This window comes from Cytophagales bacterium, from assembly GCA_033344775.1.
Lineage (GTDB): Bacteria > Bacteroidota > Bacteroidia > Cytophagales > Cyclobacteriaceae > JAWPMT01.
In genome coordinates this window covers 14,861-35,660 of the sequence record JAWPMT010000006.1, presented here as the reverse complement: position 1 = coordinate 35,660, position 20,800 = coordinate 14,861, and the positions used below count along the sequence as shown (strand labels likewise).

Sequence of the window (20,800 nt, the reverse complement as noted above, 5' to 3'; positions counted from 1 at the left end):
ATATACTTAATACGTTAAGAGTTGATCCCGGACTTGTTCCATGAGCCACATAGGGGTGGATGTTGCGCCACATACGCCTACAGAATCATTGGTATTGAACCAATCATTGTTGATTTCTGAAGGACTGGAAACAAAGAATGATCCAGGATTATTTTGCTTGCAAATGTTATAAAGCACTTTACCATTCGATGATTTGGTGCCTGAAACGAATACGATCTTATCAAACTTTTGGGCAAAGTTCCTGAGCTCCTTATCACGGTTAGAAACCTGTCGGCAAATGGTATCATGCGAATTCACCTGAATGCCAGCCTCTGCAAGTTGACGAGTAATGTCGTAAAATTTATCTGTGCTCTTGGTCGTCTGGCTATAAAGCGTGATTTCCCGTGGCATTTCTTCCAGATCTAATTCTTCCAGATCCTGAAAGACGACCGCTTGATTCATGGTTTGCCCCATGAGGCCCACCACTTCTGCATGGCCATGCTTTCCATAGATATAGATATTCTGCTTCTTATCGTAGGAGTTCTTAATTCTATTTTGCAGTTTCAATACCACTGGGCAAGAAGCATCGATCAGCTCCAGGTTGTTCATGGTGGCAATCTTGTAAGTAGAAGGTGGTTCGCCATGAGCTCGGATCAGCACCCGGGCATCCCGGATTGTAAGCAAGTCATCATGACTTATGATCTTCAGCCCTTTTTGCTCTAATCGTTTAACCTCTTCATCATTGTGAACGATATCTCCCAGGCAATACAGTTCACCAAATTCATCCAGGATCTCTTCTGCCATCTCAATTGCAAATACCACTCCAAAGCAAAAGCCGGAGTTTTGATCGATATTTACAGTGAGATTCTTCATAATCATTACAACTAGATAAATGAGGTCTTGTTCAGGAAAACCGGGTCTTTTTAAAGTATTCGTACAGTGTTATGTTCATTAATAGCAGAAACATCGAGTAAATCGAATCCTCAATTGGGATCGTCATCAATAAGATGCCAAAATGCTCTGCAGGGTTGTACCAGACAATCTGACCATCGATAAACGACCCGGTAAGGATGCCGTTCACGACAAAAAATGGGATCAGATGAAACAGGTAAGTAATTAAAAAATGCCCTGCGTATTCTGCTTTGATGTAAGTTCCGTGTAATATCAATAAAATCCCAGTGCCAAGGAAACAATAAAACGTGTACAGTTGATCGTAGTGGGTAATAGCGATAAGAACTAAAGTGATTCCCATGACCAACATGATCCGCTGGGCGATGGCTGATTTTAGGGGTTTGCGAATGAAATAAATGACGTTTTCGTAAATGAAAACAGAGGCGAAGGGGACGGTCACGAAAAACAACCATTCTTCAATCGGTAGGTTCGCGAGGTAAAATCCAGATAAATAAGCAGGGTTGAATCCCCAAACACCGGATTTGGTGAACAGGATGTCCCAAACAATGAACACAAATCCCGTGATCAGGATGGCCAGTACAAGGGGAGCCCATTTGGTATAGTACTTGACCCGGTATTCAAAAGATCTGGCCAGCGGAAAGGAAATCGTGCAGAAATGAAGCAAGAAATACAGCGACATCCTTTAAATGGTATTCAGAGAACTCTTCACATAGGATTTGGTCCACAGCAACATTTTGATGCTGTCCGGAACCCGTACCCTTTCGGAAAGAATCTTTCTAGGAGGAAGGCGTTTGATTTTTTTAAAGAGTTGGAAGTAATATACATAAGCCAAATAAACACCACCTCTAGCTCCTTGGGGAAGCATTTTGATCCCTTCTAGTGCGTCTCTAAAATCCTTTTCAATGTCTTCTTCGATCAGCTTTTTGTCTTCTAGCGTAAACTGATTGAAGTCCACTCCAGGAAAGTAAACCCGCCCCCGGTCATCAAAATCGCTTTTGATATCTCTCAGGAAATTCACCTTTTGAAAAGCAGAACCCAATGACTTGGCAGAGCTTAACAATTCATTGTATTGCTTTCGGTTGCCTTCACAAAAAATCCGTAAGCACATCAATCCGACTACTTCTGCAGAGCCATAAATGTATTTTTCGTAGGACTCCTGGTCATGTAGTGTTTGATCCAGGTCCATTTCCATGCTATAGAGAAATGCCTCAATTAAGTCATGATCGATCCCATATTCATTGACGACCATCTGAAAAGCATGCAAAACCGGATTCAGGCTGATCTCTTCTTCAATGGCACGATAAGTATCTGCTTTGAAACGCAGCAACAATTCCTGCTTGTTCTTGCCGTGAAATGTATCTACAATCTCATCAGCATAGCGAACAAAGCCATACACGGCATAAACAGGCAGGTGAAATTTCTTGTGTAAGGTCTTAATGCCTAGTGTAAATGAAGTACTATAGTGCTGCGTGATCAGGCGGCTGCATTTGAGGGCCGTAGTGTTGAACAATTCATCCATAATCAAAAAATCAGGCAAATTCCTTGTGGATCTCTTTGGCCACCACTTCTCCAGAGATCAGAGAAGGAGGGACGCCAGGTCCAGGGACGGTCAATTGCCCGGTATGGTATAAGTTTTTGAGTTTTTTACTTTTTAGTCGAGGTTTCAGGATCGCGGTTTGTCGCAAGGTATTGGCCAATCCGTAGGCATTGCCTTTAAATGAGTTATAATCATTCTGAAAGTCATTGTGGGCAAAGCTTTTTTTCACGATCACATGTTCACGAATGCTTGTTTCATTGAATGCTTCCAGGCGATCCATCACCAGATTGTAATACTTTTCACGGATTTCAGGCGTGTCTTCCAAACCTGGAGCGACAGGGATCAATACCACCAAATTCTCGTGACCTGCAGGCGCTACGTCTGGATCTGTCTTGCCCGTTGCTGAGGTGTACAACAAAGGCTTGGTAGGCCACTTGGGGTCATTGTAGATCTCGTGAGCGTGGTGATTGAAATCTTCATCGAAGAACAGCACGTGATGTAACATCTTCGGTAATTCCTTTTTCACGCCCAGATAGAATAACAGAGACGAAGGGGCCATTTCCCGGTTGTCCCAATATTTGGGAGAATACTGTCGGAACTCCGGAGCCACGATAGATTGGTCAATGTGGTTATAGTCTGCACCCGCGACCACCAGATCCGTTTCAAACCGCTGATTTTCGGTAACGATTCGTTGAATGCCGTTTTTCTCATATTGGAATGAAAGTACTTTTTCTTCCGTCTTTATTTCAACACCCAGTTCTTCGGCTATACTGACCATGCCCTGAATGACCTTATTCATTCCACCCATAGGATACCAGGTGCCTAGTGAGATGTCTGCATAATTCATCAGACTGTAAAGTGCCGGTGTATTGCTTGGCGTAGACCCCAAAAACAGGATCGGGAACTCCATTAACTCGCGGAGCTTATCGGACTTGAAAAAACGATGAACGTGTTTCCGCATGGAAGTCAGGACATCCATTTTGGTCAGGCCGTACAATAATCGGGCGTCCATGAATTCTGTCAGGGACCTACCAGGCTTATGAACGAGATCGTGAATGCCAACCTCATATTTGTATTGCGCCTGAGATAGAAATTTTCTTAATGCCTTTGAACTTCCTGGTTCAATCCGCTCACACATAGCCTCAAACTCATCCATTTTCGCAGGAATGGGCAGTAACTCATCCTTGAACTTTACTGCATAGGAAGGGTCCAGTCTTTTGAGATCGTAGAAATCTGAAGCTTGTTTGCCGAAATGATTGAAGAATCTTTCGAAAACGTCCGGCATCCAATACCAGGAAGGTCCCATGTCGAAGTGAAAACCATCTACGGATAGTGTTCGAGCCCTGCCACCCACTTGCTCATTTTTTTCGAGCACGGTGACCTGATAACCAGCTTTCGCCAAATGACAGGCTGCGGATAAACCAGCAAAACCAGAACCTATAACACAGACTTTTTTCCCCATGGGATCGGATTAGTTATTAAAAAACGTAGACTTAACAAGTCAAACGACCGCTTGGTTAAAAAGTGGTTTATAAAAACAGCAAGATGGACAAAAAATAAAGCAATTGACTTGCTAGCAAATAGAAGGCAAATGCATTCCTGATAGGGCCATTTGCTTTCAGAAAAAATACTTGCAGGATCGAGCCGATCACAAACCACGCTACATAGTTCTGAAAAGGTACAGAAACATTGGTCCACCGCCAATAATTCAGTTCAATTGCGACCGGTTCAATGATGACATCCAGCAAAACCATGCCAAATCCAGCCAACATTGCTTTGAGTGCAAGGGGTAATTTCAACGGGGCTACTAGCTGCCCAAAAATGTACAGCAGTAAAAACCAGTTCAATGCCATCGCTAATGGGACGTCCCAAATCGCATAACCTAAAACAGGCCCATATTGATACTTCCCAAAAATCTGCCCGGTGGCCACCCCTGCCACTTCTACCAAATAGCCGATGATTGCTAAAATTACGACAGTTATTGTCCAGCGAGTGGTGATTTTTTCATGGCACACAAAGATTAGTATACTGCTCAGGAGTAAATTAACTGGTGTCATTGCAAGGGTCGTTTCCCTGGTCATATGCCAGAAAGTACCAAAAGCACCAATCAAGTGAAAAAATAGAATACCGATGCCGATATGTTGGTTGGGTATTTTCATCTCATCGTAAACCCGTTTGCTTTAGTTTTGTTTGCAAAAAAATCAGGTCAGATGCTAATCTACAACGTCACCGTAAACATTGATCCGGAAGTAGAAGAGGAATGGAAGCAATGGATGAAAAATGTTCACATTCCCGAAGTATTGAATACCGGTCGGTTCACAGGCTCCAAGTTCCTACGATTATTAAATGAAGTACCTGATGCAACGGGCATTACCTATGCAATCCAGTATTTTGCAGAGAACATTGGCCAGATTGAGGCCTATCTGGACACAGAAGCCCCAGCGATGAGAAAACACCACGACGATGCCTATGGAGGTAAGTTTGTGGCGTTTAGGACGGTGTTGGAGGAGGTCGTTTAGGGTTCGAGAGCCCTGTCTGCCGACCAGGCAGGCTCAGTATGACCTTTTCTTTGTTAAAAATCCAGATTACAATTGATCCAGTCGTCTTCCATCCGAGTATTGTACTTCTTGTAGAAGTTGATTGCAGGTTCATTCCAGTCCAGTACTTGCCACATCATTCCTGTACATCCGGTTTCTTTCCCGATTTCAATCGTTCGCTCGAACAGCAGCTTGCCTACGCCAGAGCCGCGTTTGGCTTCTTTTACGATCAAATCTTCCAGGTACATGCGTTTGCCTTTCCATGTGGAGTAGCGGTAGTAATACATGGACATGCCAATGATCTCTCCACCGTCTTCTTCAGCCACAATGAATCCAAATACCGGCTGTGCTCCAAAGCCATCTTTTTCCATCATTTCGACGGTATTGGCCACCTCATGTTCAGCCTTTTCATAGATCGCAAGTTCCCGGATCAATTCCAATGCGGCGGGTAAGTCTGCTTTATTTCCTTGTCGAATGATGGCCATGATGTTTGAATTTTATTTGGGCAAATATGAAATGAAAACACCATTTCGAAGACTCAAAATGGTGTTTCCTCTGGTTACAATGCTGATTAGGTTGCAACCTGAATATTTATCAAGTACTTACAACACCTTCTTCGCCACTTCAGGGATCACCCCCATGTTGTACCACGCAAAAGAATAGCGATCAGCATTTTGCTCAATAATTTTGGTGATCGGAGTTCCCGCACCATGTCCGGCATCTGTTTCGATTCGGATCAAAACCGGATTAGGCCCGGAGTGATTCTCTTGCATTGTAGCAGCAAACTTGAATGAATGCGCAGGAACCACACGATCATCATGATCGGCGGTAGTAACCATGGTCGCAGGATAAGCGGTACCTTGTTTGAAGTTATGAACAGGAGAATAACCGTGCAGATAGTCGAACATTTCCTTAGAATCTTCGGATGTACCGTAATCAAACGCCCAACCAGCACCAGCTGTGAATTTGTGATAACGAAGCATGTCCATTACTCCTACAGCGGGGAAAGCTACTTTCGCCAAATCAGGACGCTGTGTCATCGTAGTTCCTACTAACAATCCACCGTTAGAACCACCAGCAATGGCCAGGTAATCACTTGATGTATAATTGTTACTGATCAGCCATTCACCTGCAGCGATGAAATCGTCAAATACATTTTGCTTCTTCAATTTCGTGCCAGCCTCATGCCACTCTTTACCATACTCGCCACCACCTCGAATGTTTGGCTGTGCATAGATGCCACCATTTTCTAGCCACAGGATTCGAGGGGTACTGAAGCTTGGCCGTAGGCTGATATTGAAACCACCGTAGGCATATAGATAGGTGGGGTTTTTACCATTCAGCTCAATGCCTTTCTTGTGCGTGATGAACATAGGAATTTTAGTGCCATCCTTACTTTCGTAGAAGACCTGCTTGGTTTCATAATCATCAGGATTGAAATCTACCTTAGGCTGAGAATACAGCTCGGAAGTACCTGCATTGATGTCATATTTGAAGATGGTAGTTGGATAAGTGAATGAAGTGAACGAGTAATATAACTCATCATCTTCCAATTCCGCACCAAACCCACTGGCGGTACCAATTCCCGGCAATTCCACATCTCTTACCAGATTGCCTTTTGTGTCATATTGTTTAATGGCTGTTTTTGCATCGATCAGATAGTTGGCAAAAATGTATCCGCCACCAGTGCTGGCGCTCAATACATTTTCGGTTTCAGGGATTACATCTTTCCAGTTTTCACGGGTCAGTTTACTGAAATCTGTTTCCACGATTCTCTCATTGGGTGCTTCCCAGTTGGTTTGAATCAAAATTCTTGAACCTTCAGTATGCATCACAAATTCATTGGTTTCCATGTCATCATCGATGGTTAGGATTTTTGAATTCGGATCACGTAAATCTCTGATGAACAAGGCCCGACCACTGGTTCGGTGTGCTCCGCTGATGACCAAATAGTTATTGTCTTCAGTCACGTTGCCACCAACATATCGATAAGGCTGTGCCTCACCACCGAAAACCAATACGTCTTCAGACTGATCCGTACCTAACTTGTGATACATCAATTTGTGTAGTTGCGTCTTGGCGGAAAGTTCAGAACCACCTTCTGGCTTGTCATAGCTGCTGTAATAGAACCCTTCTTTGCCCTTCCAGGACATTCCACTGAACTTCACATTGTGTAGGGTATCTTCTACGATCTTACCGGTTTCAACGTCCATGACCAGGGCTTTTCTCCAGTCGCTACCGCCGATAGAGATCAAATAACCAAACAGAGAGCCATCCTCAGTGAAACTTGTACTAGCTAAAGAAATCGTGCCATCATCCGAGAATTTATTGGGGTCAAGAAATACTTCTTCTTCGTCGCTACCGATTTTATTGCGGTAAAGTACACTCTGATTTTGAAGTCCGTCATTCTTATAGGTGTATTCATAATCTCCATGCTTGGACGGGGCATTGACACGTTCATAATTCAGCAATTCCGTTAATCTGGCTTTGATTTGATCCCGGAATGGGATTTCTGTCAGATAAGATTGGGTCACTTTGTTCTGTGCACTTACCCACTCGGCGGTCGCATCTGAGCGATCATCTTCCAACCATCTGTAAGGGTCGGGAACTTCCGTACCAAAGTACGTGTCTACGGTATCCACTTTTGCGGTTTGTGGATATTTCAAACTGCCAGTAGTGGCCTCTTTAGGAGCCTGACAAGCAAAAGCAACGAGGACTGCCAGCGAAGCAATCAATAATTTTTTCATAACTGCGCTTAGGTTAAACTTTGGCCGAATGTACAGCCAAACCCAGCGCAGTTAAAAGGAAACTTATGTGGTTGGTTATTTTTCGATTTTCGAAAATCCAGTATAGGGCCTAAGCACTTCAGGAATGTCAATCCCATCAGCCCCTTGATTGTTTTCAAGCAGAGCTGCTAAAATTCGCGGAATAGCAAGGGCACTACCATTCAAAGTATGAGCCAACTGTTTCTTTCCGTCCGCATTTTTATAGCGCAGCTTCAATCGATTGGACTGATACGTTTCAAAATTAGAAACAGAGCTAACTTCCAACCACATCTTCTGTGCTGCAGAGTAGACCTCAAAGTCATAAGTGATGGCAGAGGTAAATCCAAGGTCACCGGCACATAGCCTAAGGATACGATAGGGCAGTTCCAGTGAACTGACCAGCTTTTCTACATGAGCGACCATGCTGTCAAGGATCTGATAAGAATCTTCAGGTTTGCTCACCTGTACGATCTCTACTTTATCGAATTGATGCAATCGGTTCAATCCTCGAACGTGCGCTCCCCAATTACCAGCTTCCCGACGGAAACATGGCGTGAAGCCCACATGTTTGATCGGCAATTGCTCTTCCTTTAAAATGGTGTCCCGGTACATGTTCGTGATGGGCACCTCGGCGGTTGGGATCAAGAAGAGTTGACTGTCTACAATGCCATACATCTGTCCTTCTTTATCGGGCAGCTGTCCGGTGCCATAACCAGACGCTTCATTGATCACAATCGGAGGCTGGATCTCGACATAATTTTCTTCCAGCGCCTGGTCCAGGAAATAATTGATCATAGACCTGACCATCCGTGCCCCTTTACCCTTATAGAAGGGAAAACCTGCTCCGGTGACTTTGTTGCCTAATTCGAAATCGATCAAGTCATATTCCTCAATCAGATCCCAGTGTGGTTTGGCATCCTCGCCAAGGTCAGGTAGTGTATCTGTAGAGGTTTTTACCACTTCATTTGCAGATTCATCATTGCCTTCAGGAACGATCTTGTTAGGAACATTAGGGATATTATAAAGCTTATCGGCCAGTTCCTTCTCCAGTTGATGCAACTCATCCGTCATGGTTTTGCCCTGCTCACGCAATTGCGCTGCATTGGCCTTGGCCGTTTCTGCTTCCTCTTTTTTGCCTTGCTTCATTAAACCACCGATCTGCTTGGCCATCTGATTGGACTGGGAAAGCACCTGCTCCAGCTGCTGCTGACTCTCTTTGCGCTTTTGATCTAAATCCAGTACCTCCTGCAGGAGCTCCGAAGCATCCGCAATTCCGCGTTTGCTGAGTCCGGCAATGTAGGTTTCAAGATGTGTTTTTACGTCCTGTACCAGTAACATTTCAATGGTCTTTTAAAAATGAGTCGCAAAATAAAGGTGAAAGCACCAGTATAGAAAGGAGAAGGGTTTAAATCTGGGGCACTAATTTTGGCTTAAAGTTTGCTTAATATTTTGCGAACGTCTATTATTGCACGTCCATTCGTGATAAAGACATACTGCATTCACTTTTTTCTTTTAAAAGTCCGCGTACTTGTCATTCATTCGATAACCCACGTATTATTTAATTATTACCCACAGTAACATCTTATGTACACCTTAGACGATCTGAGTGTTAGACTCTTATCAGAGCTTCGGGAAATAGCTGAAGGATTAGGCGTTAAAGGCGCTAAAAGAGCTGCCAAAAAAGACCTTATCTACAGTATTCTAGACCATCAGGCAACTCTGCCAGATAGTGAAGTAGAAAAGCTGAAAAAACAAACTGAAAAGGCTCCTGAAAAGGAGTCGAAAGAGGAAGAAGCGCCCAAGAAAAAAGAGGAGTCTCAAGCTCCAAAAAGGAAAAGACAAAATGTAGCGAAGGTGGTTGAAGAGGCCTCCAAGAGCGCTGAAGAACTATTGGAGTCTTTTGATTTGACCGCCGATGAAAATGCTCCTAAACCTGAAGGAAAGAAGCCTGAGGAAAAAGTAGAATCTAAAAATGAAAAGTCAGACGCTCCGAAGCGTCATGGAGGAGATGGCGGAAAGGATCATAAAAGTAACAAGCCTGATCCACGTGCTGAAGCTAGAGCCAAGAAAGCAGAGCACAATGCCATAGTTCGTGAGTTCGATGGCATGATCGCCAGCGAAGGCGTATTGGAAATGATGCAGGATGGTTACGGATTCCTGCGATCTAGTGATTACAATTATCTTGCAAGTCCTGACGACATTTATGTATCACCTTCTCAGATCAAGCTTTTTGGCTTGAAAACCGGGGATACAGTAAAAGGCCAAATCCGACCTCCAAAAGATGGCGAGAAGTATTTCGCCCTTTTGAGAGTAGAGTCGGTAAACGGCAAAACGACCGAAGAGATCAGAGACCGGGTAGCATTTGAGTACCTGACGCCTCTTTTCCCTGAAGAAAGATTAAAACTGAGCACGAAACCAGACAATTACTCCACACGAGTATTGGACATGTTCGCTCCTATTGGAAAAGGACAAAGGGGTATGATCGTTGCTCAGCCTAAGACGGGTAAGACAGTATTGCTGAAAAATGTGGCCAATGCCATCGCCAGTAATCACCCTGAAGTTTACCTGATCATCTTGTTGATCGATGAGCGTCCTGAAGAAGTAACAGACATGGCGCGTTCAGTAAAAGCAGAAGTAGTTGCTTCTACTTTTGACGAACAAGCAGAGAAGCATGTGAAAGTAGCTAACATCGTTCTTGAGAAATCTAAAAGAATGGTAGAGTGCGGTCACGATGTAGTGATCCTTTTGGATTCCATCACTCGATTGGCACGTGCACACAATACAGTAGTGCCTTCTTCTGGTAAGATTCTTTCTGGCGGTGTGGATGCGAATGCATTGCACAAGCCTAAGCGATTCTTTGGAGCAGCGAGAAACGTAGAAAACGGTGGTTCGCTGACCATCATCGCTACGGCGCTTATTGAGACCGGTTCAAAAATGGATGAAGTGATCTTCGAAGAATTCAAAGGAACAGGTAATATGGAGCTTCAATTGGACAGAAAGCTTTCCAACAAGCGCGTTTACCCTGCGATCGACGTACCTGCTTCTGGTACTCGTCGGGAAGACCTGCTCATGGACAAGGAAGAGCTCAGCCGAGTTTGGATCCTGCGCAAGTATATGTCAGATATGACCAGTACCGAGGCCATGGAATTCTTGCTTTCTAAAATGAAAGGCACCATCAATAATGATGAGTTCCTCATTTCCATGAATGGTTAATCGAAATCATTAACGATACAAGGAGCCACTCGTCAAACAGTGGCTCTTTTTGTTTACACCTATCTAACTTTGATACATGTCTTTTCTGGAAACCTGGCGATGGTACGGGCCCAATGATCCGGTAAGTTTGCAAGATATCAGACAAGCCGGAGCGAAAGGAATAGTCACTGCCCTGCACCATATCCCGAATGGTGAAGTTTGGCCGGTTAAAGAGATACAAAAACGACAACAGGAACTGGCGGCATATGATTTGCCATGGTCGGTGGTGGAGAGCATTCCGGTTCATGAAGACATCAAAAGACGAACAGGAAACTACGAGCAATACCTGGACAATTATCAGCAAAGTTTACGGAATCTTGCTACTTGTGGGATTCGAACCGTATGCTACAATTTCATGCCGGTGCTGGACTGGACCAGAACGGACCTGACCTACGAAGTTCAAGACGGTTCATTGGCTCTGCGTTTTGATGAGGTTGCAATGGCGGCCTTCGACATTCATATTCTCAAAAGAGCAACTGCTAAAGCCGATTATGAATCCGCAATTGTTGAGCAAGCGGAGGATTACTTCAGAGGACTCACCTTGGATCAATGCAAAGAATTGGAGAGAAGTATCATCAAAGGGTTGCCCGGGGCGGAAGAAGGATATGACCTGGGTCTTTTTGCAGCAGCGATAAAAGCCTATGAAACTATAAGTCCCGATCAGCTCAAGCAAAACCTTTACTCTTTTCTAGAACATATTATTCCAGTATCCGAAGAAGTGGGAATTCAGATGGCCATACATCCGGACGACCCACCTTTTCCGCTTTTTGGCTTGCCAAGGGTTGTGAGTACTGCCTACGATATCCGGGAATTATTGGATGCCGTCAAAAGCATGTCCAATGGGTTGACCTTTTGTAGTGGGTCTTTAGGAGCAAGAGCTGATAATGATTTAACAGAGATGGTTGAAGCGTATGGTGAAAAGATCCATTTTGTTCATTTGCGTAATATACAACGTGAGCAAAACAGAAGTTTTCATGAGGCAGATCACCTTACAGGGAGTGTAGACATGTATGAAGTGGTTCGAGCATTGGTCCAACTCCACAAAAAAGACCTACCTATGCGCCCTGATCATGGTCATCAAATGCTTGATGACTTAAGTAAATCAGTAAACCCTGGTTATTCTGCGATCGGTCGATTGCGCGGACTGGCCGAATTGCGAGGATTGACCCTAGGGATCACAAAGACATTGAATGATGCTTGATATCAACAAAGTAAGAGAAGACACCCCTGGATGCCACGATAAGTTGTTCTTCAACAGTGCGGGATCCTCTTTACCTCCCAAGGCAGTTACAGCAAGTATGATCGATTACCTGAAAGAGGAGGAGCAAGTGGGAGGGTACCTTCTGGCGGCTCAAAAAGAAGCTGAGATCAAAGCTGCTTATCTGGAAGTGGCGAAGATGCTCAATACGACTGCTGATAATATTGCAATTACTTATAATGCAACGGATTCGTATGCGCGCGCTCTGTCCGCTATCCCATTTGTAAAAGGGGACACGATATTGACCACTACCCAGGATTACGTTTCCAATCAAATTCAATTTTTGTCCCTGCAAAAACGGTCAGGAGTGAAAGTAGTCAGGGTCCCTGGTTCAGAGAATGGCGACCTGGACCTGGATGCATTCGAGCAACTTTTCAAGGCCCATCGTCCGAAGTTGGTTGCCGTGACGCATGTGCCAACCAGCTCTGGCTTGATTCAGGATGTTAATGCCATCGGTAGGCTATGTGCGCAGGTAGAGGACTGCTATTTTTTGGTGGACGCCTGTCAGTCAGTTGGTCAACTAATCGTTGATGTAGAAGCCATTCAATGTGATTTTCTGAGCGCGACAACCCGAAAATTTCTCAGAGGTCCGCGTGGATGTGGTTTTCTGTATGTGTCCGATAAGGTACTACAAAGTAATCTGGAGCCACTTTTCCTGGACCTCTATGGTGCTGATTGGGTAGAGCCGGATCAATATCTTCCGGTTTCTTCCGCGCAAAGATTTGAGCTATGGGAGTTTCAGTATGCTAATGTGGTTGGATTAAAAGAAGCGGCTCGTTATGCGAATGAGTTGAGCATGCCTTTGATTGAAAAAGCGGGATTGGCAATTTCTGGTAAATTAAGAGAGGCCTTAAGAGATGTAGCCGGAATCACGATATTAGACAAGGGGACTCATCTGAGCAACATCATTACACTTAGAAAAGAAGGTGTTGGGCTGGTGGAAATGGAAAGTCACCTGAAGCAACATGGCGTCTACTTCTCCGTAGGGCAAGCAAGAAATGCGTTGCTTGATGCCAGGAACAAGGGTGTAGATTGGTTCTTAAGAATTTCCCCTCATTATTTCAATACCCAAGAGGAGGCTGAACGATTGATGCATATCGTTGATGCCATGTAGGTTTCGACAGGCCCTTCTTCCGACAAGGCAGGCTCAACCTGACATTTCTTGAATTTTTCAATGAAGTACTAATCCTGAAACGCCGCTCCGAATTTCGTTAGGCTTACTTCACGGGGCTTAGGTGTATTCTCTTCCCCAAGCATTTCCAACAGATCAATTTCTATGGCCCGGGTAATGGTGCTCATTGGCGTGTCAGCTGCACGGCCTTCAAATGGATCTTCAGTTGTTTCACCGGACCGATCCAGGATGTAGAAAATAAAGGAGATCCCTATACTCATGGGAATGGCCATGAATTCCATGATCGGAGCCAGGGCAAAGGGTAGACAAATGATGAATAACCAGAGGAAAACTTTGGTGAAGTAATTGTAGTAGTGTGGAAAAACTGTTTTTTTGATCCGTTCACACATGCCTTGCCAGGAGTAGAGATGCTCCACCATTTTTGATAATTCGACATGTCGGAAGCTATCGATCATTTCTTTTTCAAAAGCCTCTGCGATGGCCTGATTTTGATGATGTAACAAATGCGTAGGCTTGTTACTGCGGGTCATCAATCGTTCATGTTCTTCCGATGAAAGGTACTTACTGACTGCTTCCCATTCGCCTTGATTTCTCAAGGTGGTTTTCAACGCATACAACCAGGCGATTTGCCGTTTGATTATAGATGCCTGCCATGATTTCACAGCATCCGCATCACTATTGCCATGTTTCGAAGAAGGAAATGTAAGCACGTGACTGCAAAGCGTCCGTGAGGTATTCACAATGCTTCCCCAAACTTTTCGCGCCTCCCACCATCGATCATAGGCGCTGTTATTTCTAAAACCCAGGAAAATAGCAAGTGCGCCACCAACAATGGTCACTGGCGCGATCGGAAGATCAAATCCGGTGAAGTGATGAATCCCTTCTAGTTCATGTTGAACCACTGCTATGATGGGAATGATCGTAAAAGCGATGATCCCCTTCAGGTTGTAAGCAGCTATACCGACTACTTGCCGGAAAATGTTATCAGAGAACTTTAATATCATAAATTAAGAAGCCAGATAGAGAGTAAATATGGCAAAAAATCATCTTGAATCTAATTTTTCAAGCGCCTAAGGGATTAAACTTCAGCCATTGAGTTTATGCGTTCTTGTTTCAGGTTAGCCGCTGCATTTACGATCAGGGTATTTCCCTTAACGCCAGCTTCGGTTTCTAATTCAATGGAACCCTGGATGAGTTTTGCCCGACTATGGAGGTTTTTCCAGCCATTACCATTTGAATTTTCCAATAATGACTTGTCGAAACCAGTCCCATTATCTTCTATTAGCAAGGTAATTTCTTCTTCATCTCTCGTAATTTGAATGGTGATTTTATCAGCATCAGAATATTTTAACACATTATTGACCCACTCCTGTGATATGCGATAGAGTGATATTTCCTGGATATCCAATAATCGTTTTTCCAGGCCGAAAAAGTTTGTTTCTACAGCGATTTTGCCCGAGAGATTTACCCTTGAGGCAAATTCTTCCAGGCCACTTTGCAGTCCGGATTGAACCAGCGTTTGTGGCATCATGTCGAAGCAAATCCTTTTGAGCTCGCCATACATGTCATTGATTACCTTTTCCGAAGCTTCAAAGACCGTTTGTCTTCCATCAGGATTGGTGTCTTTTTTTAAGCTGCCAAGGTTCATGTTCAGTATGGAGATCATTTGCCCGAAACCATCGTGAAGGTCTCTTGCATATCGGGTACGCTCTCTTTCCTGGGAAGTAATGGCGGCTTTAATTTCAGCTTCTTGTGATTTCAGGTGCTCTTCCTGAAGGGTAAGCTGCTGCTTTTTCTTCAAGCGATTTCTATTCAACATCGAGACAGTAATGACCGAAACCACAAAGATGATCAGTACGACAATCAAGTATTTGTTTTGATTAAGCTGTGCCTCTTTTTCAGACAATTGCGCCGTTTGTAGCTTAATCAGTTGTTCTTTTTTCTCGGATTCGTATTTCGTGATCAATTCATCAAGTTCCTGTCTTTTAACAATTCTATCCAGGGAATCTTTGATTGTCACCCTTTCTGATAACGAATTGAAGGCACCTTCAAAATCCCCAAGTTGTTGATTGGCAATGATCATGATGTCTAATACATCCCTTACGTGAGCCGGGTCTTTGTTCTTACGTGAGCTTTCAAGTGACTGAGCTAAACTTTCGAGCGCATTTTTTGGTCGGTTGATACCTATGTAAGCTTTGCCCAGATTCAACGTAGTAGCGGCAATTCCATACGGGTAGTCGAGTGACATGAAGATCGATTCAGACTTTTGTGAATAAAGAATGGCACTATCGAAAACCCCCAGTTTGGCATAGATCTCCCCAAAATTGAGGTAAGAAAAGGCAATGTCGATTTGGCTATTGGAAGCCAAAGCCAGTTTCAGTGATTCGCGGTGATAAATCATCGATGAATCATATTTTTCCAATCTGTAATAAGCTGCAGCCAGATTATTGAACGCCCCGGCAAACTGGGTGCTGTCTTTGTTGGCAATCACACTTGAACGAAACTCTTTCATGTATTGTAAAGCTTGTTCATAGTCTTCCGAATAGAAATAAAGCATGCTCAAAGAGCCGAGAATATCTTTCTTTAGTGCATAAGATTCCGTTCCCTGAGCGATTTTGTAAGCTTCGTATAAATAAGTTCTTGCCGAATCGTATTGTCGCTCGTGAACATAGGCACGCCCAAGCCGATCGGTAGCCAGTGCGATGTAGTATTGGTTTCCAGTTTTCAGGAAGGACGCCAATGCGGTTTTATAATTTTCACGAAGCCAATCGATATCAGCATTTTTCCACGAAGGTGAAGCCCGCATCATGTGATATTTGCCCTTCCAGAAATGAGCGGTATCTGTCTTGTCGAGTAACTGTGTTTTGATGGAATCCAGATAAATGTTGAACAGGGATGTATCCGAGGTTTTGTATTGATTGACTTGACTTTCCCAAGTGGCTAGTTGCTTTTCAGAAGGCACATTTTGCCCTAAAAGGGACTGAATTGGCAAGGCGATGATCAATAAGGCGGCGGTGAACTTGAATTTCATGGCACCCAAAGATGCATAAACCGTTGGGCAATTGAAATTGCAATTTATTTATTGCCAGGTTTTCTCAAAATACGAAGGCCGGAATACGCCAGCAATGTACTGGTCGGGTTGTGGAAATACGGCCAATCCCTCAAGACAATTGATTCCCAATTCATTGAGTTCCAATGCTTCTTCCTTCAATAGCGGCCTCAATTGATCCAGATATTGGAAATATTGAAGATCGCCCAGGCCGAAGTAGCCTTGATCCCGAAGCAGGGTCCCTACAAGCTTTCGATCATTGTTGATCCCTTCTTTAATCAGCAGTAACATTTTTTCTTCCACTTGATTAAGACCGTTTTTGCCAGGTAACCGGGTAAGATGAGCTGCAATCGCTGGTTTAAAGTGTTTAAAAGTGTCTGAAGAGGAAAACACCGACAACTGCTCAGGAGTGTCGGAAGTGTAAGCTTGCCAGGCTGCTTTTGCATAAGCAAGATCATCTTTTGAGAGGGGGAGACGACTTTCAAACAAGGTAATAAAGTCATTTGCAGCTATTTCGCCGAGGCCACGCAATTGACCATCCAACTCATCACCCAAACAAACCAAACAGATTTTTTCATGATCGATAAAGTTGAGGCAAGCCAACAAATTGACCTGACAAAACAAGTCGTATTCGAACCATAAGACCACTTCATCATAGGAGCTGAGGTTCCGGATCTTATCCAATTCAGCAATCATTTTTTCCTTGTAATGCTCTCCTCCAAATTTATCCTGGATGTATGCGGCCCTTTGTTCCCAAAATAGATCTTCCTGAATTGGTCCTTTGACCGGACCTTCGCACAGCACTTCGCGCCAAACTACTATTTTACCGGGTATTCCGCTTTTTCGGAATTCTGGAACGGTAGCATCGCCGTTAAGAATGTGTAGTTGATTAGCCAATTTTTGATCCGTTGGGTAAAGGTCGTTCGGGGTGCATTAGAATTACATTGTGATTTTCATCATAAGCTCCCATCACCAGGCATTCGCTTTTCACCGGGCCAATTTGCTTTGGAGGAAAATTAACCACTGCCATGACTTGTTTCCCCACTAAATCATCTGGTTGATAAAACGCAGTGATCTGAGCAGAGCTTTTTCTGATCCCGATCTCCTCTCCGAAATCAACTCGTAATTTGTAAGCTGGATTTCGGGCTTCCGGGAACGTTTCTGCAGCAATGATGGTGCCAATGCGCATGTCGACTTTAGCAAAATCTTGCCATGATATTTCCATGGAGCTAAAGTTAGTTGATTGCGGAAAAACGGATCAGCATTTCAAAAAGTAGCGCCTTTCTAATTGATGAGGCTGTCTATGGAATTTTAGAATGATCCACAGTGATGGAGATGTTCTGTTGAGAGAAATAAAAGTATACAAAAAAACCCCTGCAAAGCAGAGGTTTTAATGTGGGCCCAAGGGTCCCAATTTCGAATTTTCTAGGTGCGGATACCCGCGCTATTCTGAATTTCTCTATGTGAGCTAGAGAAGTGTGATATCAATCAAAATCCATTTCAAATGAGAAATTCAACATCACAAAAAGCCACCCATTTATTCGAGTATCAAAATCAGATCCTGAGCCAGGGTCAGATCAAAGTTGTCAAGACTGGAGTCTGGGTTATTGTTGGCCTTGTAGCAGGTCGTTTTGTATTGCAATTCCTATCTGGTGCCATTCTGGCCTTCCATGATCTGGTTGCAGCGATCAGAAATCAAAGGAACAATTAATCAAATCAATTCAGAGTTGTGAGCAGCTTCAATTGAGGTCATCCCTTTTTTAAGCATCACGCCTCCTTGTGATTCTCTGGTAACAAACTCCAAGTCTTTCAAAGCTTCAAACATCAAATAACATGAATAGTAATAAAAAAACTGACTCCTCTGGTAATCCTATCGAAATCCGTGAAAAATGGATAGCGACCGTCTTCAACTTCCGCACCTTCCTGATGTTGATTGTCAGCGGGGCAATGATCAATAACCTTGACCACAGTGCGCATCTATATATGAAGATAAGCACTTCAGTCAGCCTCTACCACGCTTATTCTGTGGTGATCATATTTGACCTCATTGTCTTTGCCTTGATATGGATAGGAGATTCAAAAGCAGTCATCTTCGCTATCTCAATCTTCTTCATCAATGAGTTGGCCTGGGATGGTGTGGTTGTGTTCTATGAACTCTTCTACCGGTTCTCTAACCCTGAACAACAAATCGATCCTCATACCAGGAATTACCTCGAACTGATCACAAAGGCAGTTACGATGTTAATCTACGGAGGAACATTCGCTTTCACGGTCCATCATTTTAGTGAACTGTTCAAAGCTCAGATCATGAAGCGATCAAGGTTCAACAAGTTGGTCAATGACCTGAGAATCTATATCAACAAGCTCAGGTCAGAACTTAACCAATACCAGACTCAACTAAAATCTCATCAGGAAAAGGAACAGGAATTAACAGGTAGCAATGATGAATTGAACCAGAAGCTTTCTAGTTACAAGGAGAAGCTATCAGCACAAGAACAGCTAAACACAGAACAACAAGAGGAACTGGAAAACCTTCGAAATTTCAAAGAACAAGCTGAAAAGGAGTTGATCTGTATCTGTGGCAAAAGCTTCAAAGACATGAGTTCCAAGTTTGGACATCTACGAAAGTGTAAGGTTTACAAAGCCAGTCAAGAAGAGAAGCTATCAGTCAATGGCTCACCTGTTGAACATGAACCCTGATCACGAAGCAACAGCAAAGAACAATAACTGATCAACATCCAATTCAAACTCTTTTCAAACAATTAACTCCATAAACTAAAGCAACAATGATCTTTCTTCATTACCATACGGCCTTCAAAGCCCTTGATAGATATGTCAAAACCTACAACAGCAAAACAGAAGACCTATCGCTACAGATAAGACAAAGTGTATCAGCAACAGCTAAAGAACTGATAAGACTATATGGTTCAGCTCTGATTAAAGCCAATGGAGTAGAAAAAGTAGATAAGGACAATTTGCCATCACTGAGAACCAACAATGTGCAGCTGGCCAAATTGAGTCATTCAAGTACCCGCACAGTCCAACGTCATATCCAGAAGTTAATGGAAGCAGGTGTGATCTCCAGGAAGGTATGGCATGGTAGTAATGCTAGTTATGAGTTGTGGATAAACCCGGATATCCTGTTGGTAATGGAGAGAATAAGCCCAGATGAGGCAAAAAAGGCGCAAGATGTTAAATCAGCAAAAGAGGCCGTAGAAGCTCAGAAAGGCCATTTTGAAAAAGAACAAACGACAAAACGTCTACATACAGATGCTGGTAACACTAGAAACACTAATAATATAATAATAGATGTGGTTAACTCCATGAAAATACCTTCGAATGAGGGCATCAACAGCCGAAACGTCTCAACTGGCAACACTTCAAAAAGGCGTGAGCATGCGCTCACAAGTCCTCAAGCCTTTTCAGGCTACACTGGCAACACCCTTGCGGGACACACAGGGGAAAAAGTGGCGATTAAAAGCGAAAAGGCGGTGGGCCGGGCGGCGGCTGTGGATAAGTGTGAGTTATCCGAAAAAGCCCACAAAGATGCAGGGGAAAAAGGGCGGCATCGAGTTAGAGAGGGAAACGGGGATAAATCCCCTGAAAATCAAGCTCGGGCCGCCACTTCCTTTTACGCAGAAAGGCTTTGGAATCTGGCTAAGAACGTGCTTTACAGGGATGCATATCTCACCGAAAGGCAGGAACTAGCTGCAAAGAGGTTACTTCGAAAATGGTATGAACCAGTGACTGAGGACCGCCTGACGCGAGTCCATGAGATTTACACCGAGCGCATCTTTCTGGTCAAGAAGTATATCCAGAAAGACCCTGAGAATCGATACGTACAGCTACCTGACCGATATTTTGATCCAACGAACCGTCATGGCTTCACAGGATCGAAGAAGTGGTGGGAAGTACAGGAAAAGCGAAAACAAGAGGTGCAGCTTAAGCTGATTCTGAATGCTCAGATCCGGCGATACCTCAACAATGAAAAGAAAGATACGGCCAAAAGAAAGCCATCCCTGGAAATGTATCGGGACTGTGAACAGCGGATCGGAAAACTTGGTGATCCGATGTTATTAAAGCAATTCCATGCTTCGATACTCTCCAGTCATTCCAATCTTCAACTGAATTAAATCAAACAGACATATTTCAAAACCCTTAAACCACAAACAATATGAAAATGATATCCTACTTCCATTACAATAGCCAATGAGTCTTCTGATGTATTTTTTGCTTGCTTGATACGTACGGCATTAAGAAACTCCAAAATTCTGATTGAAATGGCAATACAAGGTAGCCTGACTCATATAGGCAATGTGAGTTAATTTCCTCATGATAATCTTTTGTGCTGCATTTAGATTTCAGGTACTAGATCACTT

19 protein-coding genes are annotated in these 20,800 nt (G+C 43.6%); 7 read left to right on the top strand and 12 right to left on the bottom strand.

Annotated elements, in window-relative coordinates; translation table 11 throughout:
• Positions 1 to 6: 6 nt before the first annotated feature.
• From R8G66_29885 to R8G66_29865, 5 genes are all read right to left on the bottom strand, one after another.
• Positions 7 to 852: a 4-hydroxy-3-methylbut-2-enyl diphosphate reductase gene (locus R8G66_29885; protein ID MDW3196625.1), complete on the bottom strand. Its 846-nt coding sequence runs from the start codon at positions 850 to 852 to the stop codon at positions 7 to 9.
• Positions 853 to 883: 31 nt separating this feature from the next.
• Positions 884 to 1,570: a lycopene cyclase domain-containing protein gene (locus tag R8G66_29880; GenBank protein ID MDW3196624.1), complete on the bottom strand. Its 687-nt coding sequence runs from the start codon at positions 1,568 to 1,570 to the stop codon at positions 884 to 886.
• 3 nt (positions 1,571 to 1,573) lie between these two features.
• Positions 1,574 to 2,410 carry a phytoene/squalene synthase family protein gene (locus tag R8G66_29875; GenBank protein ID MDW3196623.1) on the bottom strand — a complete coding sequence of 279 codons (837 nt, stop codon included), beginning with the start codon at positions 2,408 to 2,410 and terminating at the stop codon, positions 1,574 to 1,576.
• Between the two features lie 10 nt (positions 2,411 to 2,420).
• Positions 2,421 to 3,890: a phytoene desaturase family protein gene (gene crtI / locus R8G66_29870; protein ID MDW3196622.1), complete on the bottom strand. Its 1,470-nt coding sequence runs from the start codon at positions 3,888 to 3,890 to the stop codon at positions 2,421 to 2,423.
• A gap of 67 nt (positions 3,891 to 3,957) precedes the next feature.
• Positions 3,958 to 4,587 (bottom strand): carotenoid biosynthesis protein, encoded by a 630-nt coding sequence (locus R8G66_29865; GenBank protein MDW3196621.1) that lies wholly within the window; start codon positions 4,585 to 4,587, stop codon positions 3,958 to 3,960.
• Between the two features lie 51 nt (positions 4,588 to 4,638).
• Here R8G66_29865 and R8G66_29860 point away from each other — a divergent pair, with 51 nt between their 5' ends.
• Positions 4,639 to 4,947, top strand: a complete 309-nt coding sequence (locus tag R8G66_29860) for a DUF4286 family protein (protein MDW3196620.1) — start codon at positions 4,639 to 4,641, stop codon at positions 4,945 to 4,947.
• A 53-nt stretch (positions 4,948 to 5,000) separates the two neighbouring features.
• Here R8G66_29860 and R8G66_29855 read toward each other — a convergent pair whose 3' ends face one another.
• The 3 genes from R8G66_29855 to serS all read right to left on the bottom strand — a co-directional run bounded on the left by R8G66_29855 (position 5,001) and on the right by serS (position 9,068).
• The gene (locus R8G66_29855; GenBank protein ID MDW3196619.1) at positions 5,001 to 5,450 is read right to left on the bottom strand and encodes a GNAT family N-acetyltransferase; all 450 of its coding nucleotides are present in this window, start codon (positions 5,448 to 5,450) and stop codon (positions 5,001 to 5,003) included.
• Between the two features lie 117 nt (positions 5,451 to 5,567).
• Positions 5,568 to 7,712, bottom strand: a complete 2,145-nt coding sequence (locus R8G66_29850; protein MDW3196618.1) for a prolyl oligopeptidase family serine peptidase — start codon at positions 7,710 to 7,712, stop codon at positions 5,568 to 5,570.
• 75 nt (positions 7,713 to 7,787) lie between these two features.
• On the bottom strand, positions 7,788 to 9,068 hold the full coding sequence (gene serS, locus R8G66_29845) for a serine--tRNA ligase (protein ID MDW3196617.1): 1,281 nt from the start codon (positions 9,066 to 9,068) through the stop codon (positions 7,788 to 7,790).
• A gap of 246 nt (positions 9,069 to 9,314) precedes the next feature.
• Here serS and rho point away from each other — a divergent pair, with 246 nt between their 5' ends.
• The 3 genes from rho (at position 9,315) to R8G66_29830 (ending at position 13,354) form a co-directional block, all read left to right on the top strand.
• On the top strand, positions 9,315 to 10,943 hold the full coding sequence (gene rho / locus R8G66_29840; GenBank protein ID MDW3196616.1) for a transcription termination factor Rho: 1,629 nt from the start codon (positions 9,315 to 9,317) through the stop codon (positions 10,941 to 10,943).
• 76 nt (positions 10,944 to 11,019) lie between these two features.
• Complete coding sequence (gene uxuA / locus R8G66_29835; protein MDW3196615.1) at positions 11,020 to 12,183, top strand: mannonate dehydratase; 1,164 nt, start codon at positions 11,020 to 11,022, stop codon at positions 12,181 to 12,183.
• Positions 12,173 to 13,354: an aminotransferase class V-fold PLP-dependent enzyme gene (locus R8G66_29830; protein ID MDW3196614.1), complete on the top strand. Its 1,182-nt coding sequence runs from the start codon at positions 12,173 to 12,175 to the stop codon at positions 13,352 to 13,354. The genes uxuA and R8G66_29830 overlap by 11 nt, the downstream gene beginning before the upstream one ends.
• Positions 13,355 to 13,422: 68 nt before the next feature.
• Here the strand turns inward: R8G66_29830 and R8G66_29825 are convergent, their stop codons facing one another.
• From R8G66_29825 to R8G66_29810, 4 genes are all read right to left on the bottom strand, one after another.
• A complete protein-coding gene (locus R8G66_29825) occupies positions 13,423 to 14,376 on the bottom strand; it encodes a bestrophin family ion channel (GenBank protein MDW3196613.1) in 954 nt (317 codons plus the stop codon).
• A gap of 74 nt (positions 14,377 to 14,450) precedes the next feature.
• Positions 14,451 to 16,403 (bottom strand): tetratricopeptide repeat protein, encoded by a 1,953-nt coding sequence (locus tag R8G66_29820; protein MDW3196612.1) that lies wholly within the window; start codon positions 16,401 to 16,403, stop codon positions 14,451 to 14,453.
• 48 nt (positions 16,404 to 16,451) lie between these two features.
• On the bottom strand, positions 16,452 to 17,318 hold the full coding sequence (locus R8G66_29815) for a hypothetical protein (protein ID MDW3196611.1): 867 nt from the start codon (positions 17,316 to 17,318) through the stop codon (positions 16,452 to 16,454).
• Positions 17,311 to 17,646, bottom strand: coding sequence for a tRNA-binding protein (locus R8G66_29810; GenBank protein ID MDW3196610.1), 336 nt, complete (start codon positions 17,644 to 17,646; stop codon positions 17,311 to 17,313). The genes R8G66_29815 and R8G66_29810 overlap by 8 nt, the downstream gene beginning before the upstream one ends.
• A 279-nt stretch (positions 17,647 to 17,925) precedes the next feature.
• Here R8G66_29810 and R8G66_29805 point away from each other — a divergent pair, with 279 nt between their 5' ends.
• The 3 genes from R8G66_29805 (at position 17,926) to R8G66_29795 (ending at position 20,554) form a co-directional block, all read left to right on the top strand.
• Positions 17,926 to 18,132 carry a hypothetical protein gene (locus tag R8G66_29805; GenBank protein MDW3196609.1) on the top strand — a complete coding sequence of 69 codons (207 nt, stop codon included), beginning with the start codon at positions 17,926 to 17,928 and terminating at the stop codon, positions 18,130 to 18,132.
• Positions 18,133 to 18,254: 122 nt separating this feature from the next.
• On the top strand, positions 18,255 to 19,121 hold the full coding sequence (locus R8G66_29800; GenBank protein ID MDW3196608.1) for a hypothetical protein: 867 nt from the start codon (positions 18,255 to 18,257) through the stop codon (positions 19,119 to 19,121).
• A gap of 86 nt (positions 19,122 to 19,207) precedes the next feature.
• Entirely contained in the window at positions 19,208 to 20,554 is a 1,347-nt protein-coding gene (locus R8G66_29795; protein ID MDW3196607.1) for a winged helix-turn-helix domain-containing protein, read from the top strand.
• Positions 20,555 to 20,800: the final 246 nt, after the last annotated feature.